The organism is Sphingopyxis sp. (assembly GCF_050725615.1).
Lineage (GTDB): Bacteria > Pseudomonadota > Alphaproteobacteria > Sphingomonadales > Sphingomonadaceae > Sphingopyxis.
The window spans coordinates 1-6734 of sequence record NZ_JBOHHU010000135.1 but is presented as its reverse complement, the minus strand read 5'-3'; the positions used below and the strand labels follow the sequence as shown (position 1 = coordinate 6734).

The following is a 6734-nucleotide window of genomic DNA, read 5'->3' as shown; positions in this document are numbered from 1 at the left end:
GTGCAGCGCCACGCGTCCCTCGACTTCGCTCGGGACGAACGGGGAAGGGATGCGGTTGTGAGCGACCTTGCCACCCTCCCGGCCGTGCGCGGCAAACTGACGGCAAAGGCTCCACTGGCCCCGCTCGTCTGGTTCAAGTCGGGCGGCCCTGCCGACTGGCTGTTCGAGCCCAAGGATGCCGACGACCTCGCGGATTTCCTCCGCGACCTCGACCCCGTCGTCCCCGTGATGGCGCTCGGCCTCGGCTCGAACCTCATCGTCCGCGACGGCGGCTTTCCGGGTGTCGTCGTCCGCCTCGGCAAGGCGTTCGCCAAGGTCGAAGCCATCGACGCGACGACGCTGCGCTGCGGCGGCGGCGCGTCGGGCATTCTCGTTTCCTCGACCGCGCGCGACGCGGGTATCGCGGGCATGGAATTCCTCCGCTCGATCCCGGGCACCGTCGGCGGCTTCGTGCGCATGAACGGCGGCGCCTATGGCGGCGAGGTCAAGGACATCCTGATCGACGCCGACATCATACTGCGTTCGGGCGAGCGGCGGACGCTCGCGCTCGCCGACCTCGGCTATACCTATCGCCATAGCGAATTGCCCGACGGCGCGGTCGTCGTCGGCGCGACCTTCCGTGGCCGCCCCGGCGAAGCGCAAGCCATCCAGGCCGAAATGGACCGTATCTCGGCGAGCCGCGAGGCGTCGCAGCCGCTGCGCTCGAAGACCGGCGGATCGACCTTCAAGAACCCCGACGGGCATAAGGCGTGGCAACTGGTCGACGAGGCCGGTTGTCGCGGCTTCGCGGTCGGCGGCGCGCAGGTCAGCGAGAAGCACACCAACTTCCTCATCAACACCGGCGAGGCGACAAGCGCCGACATCGAAGCGCTCGGCGAGGAAGTCCGCCGCCGGGTCAAGGACAAGAGCGGCGTGGAACTGCAATGGGAGATTCAACGCGTGGGAGTGGCGAAGTGAGCCGGGGTCCGTGGCATGTCGCCGTCCTGATGGGCGGCTGGTCCGCCGAGCGCGAGGTGTCGCTGATGAGCGGCAAGGGCATTGCCGACGCGCTCGAATCGCGTGGCCACAAGGTCACGCGCATCGACATGGACCGCGACGTCGCGCTGCGGCTGGCCGAGGCGAAGCCTGACGTCGTGTTCAACGCGCTCCACGGCGTTCCCGGCGAGGACGGGACCGTGCAGGGCATGCTCGACCTGATGGGGCTCAAATATACCCACAGCGGGCTCGTCACCTCGGTGATCGCGATCGACAAGGAACTGACCAAGCAGGCGCTCGTCCCGCACGGCATCCCGATGCCGGTTGGCACGATGGTCGACAGCGAAAGCCTGTTCAGCGTCGACCCGCTGCCGCGCCCCTATGTGCTGAAGCCGGTCAATGAAGGCTCGTCGGTCGGGGTCGCGATCGTCAAGGACGACAGCAATTACGGCAATCCGATCGCACGCGAAGCCGTCGGCCCCTGGCAGGAGTTCGACCGCCTGCTCGCCGAGCCCTTCATCAAAGGCCGCGAGCTCACCGTCGCGGTGCTCGGCGACCAGGCGCTCGGGGTCACCGAACTGCGCGTGAAGTCGGGCTTTTACGACTATGACGCCAAATATACCGAGGGTCTGACCGAACATGTCTGCCCCGCCGAGGTCCCCGACGACGTGGCGCAACGCATGAAGGATTTGGCAGTACAGTCGCACCGCCTGCTCGGCTGCAAGGGCGCGTCGCGTTCGGACTTTCGCTGGGACGACGAACAGGGCCTCGCGGGCATCTTCCTGCTCGAGGTCAATACGCAGCCGGGGATGACGCCGCTCAGCCTCGTGCCCGAACAGGCGCGCGCGATCGGCATGGATTATGCGGAACTGGTCGAACGCATCGTGGGGGAAGCATTATGAGCCAGCAGAAGATCAAACGCCCGACATCGGCGCCGCGGCGCCCGTCGCGCGCGCCGAAAAAGCGCAAGACGATCAAGACGTCGCGCCTCAACGCGGTGATCAACGCGCTGCCGATCAGCCCGCAGCGTTTGCAGCAGGTCGCCAACTGGACGATCGGCCTCGGCCTCTTCGCGGTCGTCGGTCTCGCCGCGCATGCGACGGGCGTGACCGCCAAGGTGCAGGAGGAATATGCGCAGGCGGTCGGCCGCGCGGGGTTCCAGGTCAAGAAGGTCGAGGTCGTCGGCGCCGACCGCATCGACCGGCTCAAGGTCTATGACATCGCGCTGGCGCAAAAGGACCGCTCGATGGCGGCGCTCGACCTCGAAGGGGTGCGCGCCGACCTGATGAAATATGGCTGGATCAAGGATGCGCGCGTCTCGCGCCGCCTGCCCGACACGCTCGTGGTCGACATCGTCGAGCGCACCCCGGCGGCGATCTGGCAGCACAACAACCGCCTGTCGCTGATCGACGAAAAGGGCGTCGTGCTCGAACCCGTGACCATCGCGACGATGCCCGACCTGCCGCTCGTCATCGGGCCGAAGGCGAACCAGCGCTCGCAGGACCTCGACCGCCTGCTCGCAGAAGCGAGCAGCCTCAAGGAACTGCTCGCCGGCGCGACCTGGGTCGGCAATCGCCGCTGGGACCTGCGCTTCCGCAGCGGCGAGACTTTGTCGCTGCCCGAGGGCGAGGAGCAGGCGAAGAAGGCGCTTGCCAAATTCGCCCATATGGACGGCGCCAACCGGTTGCTCGGGCGCGGTATCCTGCGCTTCGACATGCGCGATCCCGACCGTTTCGTGTTACGCTTGCCCCACGAAGGCCAGGTCGCGCCCGCCAAGCTCGAGGGTGCGCGCGCCGCCGCCGACGCGCTGGCCGCCGCGACTGCGGCCGAGGAAGGATAGGGCGATGGCGCCGCCGCGCATCGAGAAGATCATCACCGCGCTCGATGTCGGGTCGTGGAAGGTGTGCGCCTTGATCGCGGGGCAGACCGCCGACGGCGCGCTCCACGTCCTCGGCACCGGCCAGCGCGAAAGCCGCGGCGTCCAGCGCGGCTATGTCGCCGACATGGAACAGACCGAACATGTCGTGCGCGAGGCGATCGAACAGGCCGAACGCATCGCCGGGCTCAACATCGACGATGTCTGGGTCGCCTTCTCGGCGGGCAGCCTCTTGAGCGACGTCGCGCCGATCGAAAGCGAACTCGGCGGCCACCGCATCGAACAGGAGGATGTCGACGACCTGCTCGCCGCGGGCCGCGCCGGCATTGATCCCGAAGGCCGCATGATCCTCCATGCCCAGCCCGCGCTCTACACCCTCGACGGCCTCACCGGGGTCAAGAATCCGATCGGCCTCCACGCCGACCGGCTCGGCGTCGACATCCACATCATCATGGCCGACGGCGCCCCGGTGCGGAACCTCGAGGCGGCGGTCCGCCAGGCGCATCTCGACGTCAACGCCGTGGTGGCCTCGCCGATCGCCGCCGGGCTGTCGTGCCTGTCGGACGAGGAACGCGACCTCGGTGTCGCGCTCGTCGAACTCGGCGCGTCGGTGACCACCGTGTCGCTCTACGCCGGCGGCATGCTCGTAGAAATGGCGTCCTTGCCCTTCGGCGCCAGCGACATCACCGACGACATCGCCTCGGCCTTCGGCATCCGCCGCAGCCAGGCGCAGCGCCTGCAAAGCTTCTACGGCTCGGCCTCGGCGTCCCCGCGCGACAATAATGAGATCATCGAGCTCGAACCCGGCGCCCCGAGCGGCTCGGAATCGCCGCGCATCACGCGTGCGCAACTCGTCACCGTGATCCGCCAGCGCCTCGACGCGATGATGGGAGAGATCGGCAGGACATTGAAAGACCTGCATTTCGTCGGTCCGATCGGGCGCCAGGTGGTGCTCGTCGGCGGCGGCGCGGACCTCAAGGGGATCGCCGACTATACGCAGAGCGCGCTTGGCCGCGCGGCGCGGGTGGGGCGTCCCAAGGGATTGCTCGGCTTACCCGACGCGCATTCGGGCCCGGCCTTTGCGACGCTCGCAGGGCTCATTCTCTACGCGGCGTCGGACCCCGTCGACCTGCGCGATTTGCCGATGATGTCACAAGATGTCTATCGGCCGCGCAGTACCGGGATTATCAATCGCTTGATGGCCGCACTGAAAAACAGTTTCTAGCGACGAGTTGCGCGAAAGGGTTAATTTTTTGGGTGATATCGGCGTCACAATAGTGCAATGCGGTACGAAGCCAGGGCGGCGGACCACCGCTTCGGCAGGGTCGCATGGTGAGGGAAGCGGCAATGGTTCGCCGCTGCAGGGAGACTGATCGATGAGCATCAATATTGGCCCGCCGCAGGTCGATGAATTGAAACCGCGCATCGCCGTGATCGGCGTCGGCGGCGCGGGTGGCAATGCGATTGCCAACATGATCGCGGCGCGGGTCGAGGGGGTCGATTTCATCGTCGCCAACACCGACGCGCAGGCGCTCAACGCCTCGCCCGCCGAACGGCGGATCCAGCTCGGCGCGCAGATCACGCAAGGTCTCGGCGCGGGCTCGCGGCCCGAGGTCGGGCGTGCGGCCGCCGAGGAAACGATTTCGCAGGTCGAGGACGCGCTGCAGGGCGCGCATATGTGTTTCATCGCCGCCGGCATGGGCGGCGGCACCGGTACCGGTGCGGCGCCCGTGATCGCCAAGGCGGCGCGCGACCGGGGCATCCTGACCGTCGGCGTCGTGACCAAGCCCTTCATGTTCGAAGGCGCGCGGCGCATGCGCTCGGCCGAATCGGGCATCGCCGAGCTGCAGGATCATGTCGACACGCTGATCGTCATTCCGAACCAGAATCTGTTCCTGGTCGCCAATCCGAACACGACCTTCAAAGAAGCCTTCACCATGGCTGACGAAGTGTTGCAGCAGGGCGTGCGCGGCATCACCGACCTGATGGTCATGCCCGGCCTGATCAACCTCGACTTCGCCGACGTGCGCAGCGTGATGCGCGAAATGGGCAAGGCGATGATGGGCACCGGCGAAGCCGAAGGCGATGGCCGCGCGCTCGAAGCCGCGCAAAAGGCGATCGCCAACCCGTTGCTCGACGGCGTTTCCATGGCGGGCGCCAAGGGCGTCATCATCTCGATCACCGGCGGCGAAGACATGCGCCTGATGGAAGTCGACGAAGCCGCCAACCATATTCGCGAGCTGGTCGATCCCGACGCCAACATCATCTGGGGCAGCGCCTTCAACGAAGGGCTGGAGGGCAAGATCCGCGTGTCGGTCGTCGCCACCGGCATCGACGGGACCGGCGAGGCCGCTCCGGCTCCGGCCGCGACGCGCAGCTTCTCCTTCGCGCCGGCGCGCAGCGCCGCGCCGGTCGCGCCGGTCATCGAAGTGCCGGTCGAGGAAGCGCCCTATGAGGCGGCGGTCGAGGCCCAGGTCGAGCCCGACCCGGCGCCGGGCTTTTCGCTCGGCGACAGCGCCCCGGCCGAACCGGCGGCGGCAGAGGCGAGTGTCGAGGAGGAGCCGATGGAGTTGTCGCACGTCGCGGCGACCTATGACGACACCGCCGACGAACTGGTCCTTGGTCAGCCCGAAGCGGCGGCCCCGGCCTATCAGTCCGCCCCGGTCGCCGATCCGGCGCCGGCCGAAGAGGCGCCGGCGCGCGCGATCGGCGGCGGCACCCTGTTCGAGCGGATGTCGCGCCTGTCGCGCGGCGCCGCGCCGGCCGAGGGTGAGGATGATGGCAAGGAAGACGGGGTCGATATCCCGCGCTTCCTGAACCGCCAGAACAACCAGTAACAGGGCGATCATAGCGCGCCTGCCAGGGCAGGGCGGCGCGGAATCGGGATGAATTTGCCCATGCGGCGAACCATGAAGTCGGCCAGGCCGGGACGCGCGGCGCGTAAGGCGCTCGCGCTTTCCGCGCTGTTGCTCGGCGTGATGCCGCTGGCGCACGCGCACGCGCAGGTCACGCCGCCCGACGCCGCGACGCGCGCCGCGATGGAAAAGCGCACCGCCGCGCGGACGCTCCTGTCGTCGGCGCTCGCGCGCATCGCGGCGAACAGCACCGACGGACCGGCGCTGCTCGACGCCGGACGCGCCTCGATCGAGCTCGAGGATTATCGCGCCGCGCTGGGCTTCCTGACCCGCGCCGAACAGGCGAACCCGCGCGACGGCGCGGTCAAGGCGGCGCTCGGCTCGGCGATGGTCCATATGGAAAACCCGACCCGCGCCCTCGACTATTTCGGCGAGGCGCAGTTGCTCGGCGCGCCCGAACGGATTTTCCTCGCCGACCGCGGACTGGCGCGCGACCTGCTCGGCCAGCAGGACGCGGCGCAGCGCGACTATCAGCTGGCGCTGTCGCTCGCCCCGAATGACGAGACGCTCCGCCGCTATGCGCTGTCGCTCGGCATCGCGGGCGAGGCCGACCGCGGGGTGCAATTGCTCTCGGGCCAACTCCGCGCGCAGGATCGCGGCGCCTGGCGGATGCGCGCGATGATCCTTGCGATCAACGGCCGCAACGGCGAGGCGACCGAGATCGTCAATGCGACGATGCCGCCGCAACTCGCGCAGAATATCCTGCCTTATCTGACCCAGATGGATCGCCTCAATCCGGCGCAGCAGGCCGCCGCCGCGCATTTTGGCCGCTTTCCGTCGGGCAATCTCGGCCCGCCGCGCAAGCCGGTGCAGATCGCCGCCGCCGCGCCGCCACCACCGTCGCCGGCGACGACGACACCCAAGGGCAAGCGTGCCGATGAACGCCCGCGCAAGAGCGGGACGCTGACCCCGGCGACCGCCACGCCGCCGGCCGTCGTCGCGCGCCGCATGTCCGACCCGCCGCCGCC

The 6734-nt window shown here is 68.5% G+C and carries 6 protein-coding genes; all 6 read left to right on the top strand.

Features of this window, described 5'->3' with window-relative positions:
- The first annotated feature begins 57 nt into the window (after positions 1-57).
- A complete protein-coding gene (gene murB, locus ACREB7_RS20090; RefSeq protein WP_431594030.1) occupies positions 58-957 on the top strand; it encodes a UDP-N-acetylmuramate dehydrogenase in 900 nt (299 codons plus the stop codon).
- Positions 954-1877 carry a D-alanine--D-alanine ligase gene (locus tag ACREB7_RS20085; RefSeq protein ID WP_431594029.1) on the top strand — a complete coding sequence of 308 codons (924 nt, stop codon included), beginning with the start codon at positions 954-956 and terminating at the stop codon, positions 1875-1877. Before murB ends, ACREB7_RS20085 begins: the two co-directional genes overlap by 4 nt.
- The gene (locus ACREB7_RS20080) at positions 1874-2815 is read left to right on the top strand and encodes a cell division protein FtsQ/DivIB (protein ID WP_431594028.1); all 942 of its coding nucleotides are present in this window, start codon (positions 1874-1876) and stop codon (positions 2813-2815) included. Before ACREB7_RS20085 ends, ACREB7_RS20080 begins: the two co-directional genes overlap by 4 nt.
- A 4-nt stretch (positions 2816-2819) precedes the next feature.
- The gene (gene ftsA / locus ACREB7_RS20075; RefSeq protein WP_431594027.1) at positions 2820-4076 is read left to right on the top strand and encodes a cell division protein FtsA; all 1257 of its coding nucleotides are present in this window, start codon (positions 2820-2822) and stop codon (positions 4074-4076) included.
- Positions 4077-4227: 151 nt separating this feature from the next.
- Positions 4228-5688, top strand: a complete 1461-nt coding sequence (gene ftsZ, locus ACREB7_RS20070; protein ID WP_431594026.1) for a cell division protein FtsZ — start codon at positions 4228-4230, stop codon at positions 5686-5688.
- A 60-nt stretch (positions 5689-5748) separates the two neighbouring features.
- On the top strand, positions 5749-6734 hold a 986-nt coding region (locus tag ACREB7_RS20065), incomplete at its 3' end, for a tetratricopeptide repeat protein (protein ID WP_431594025.1).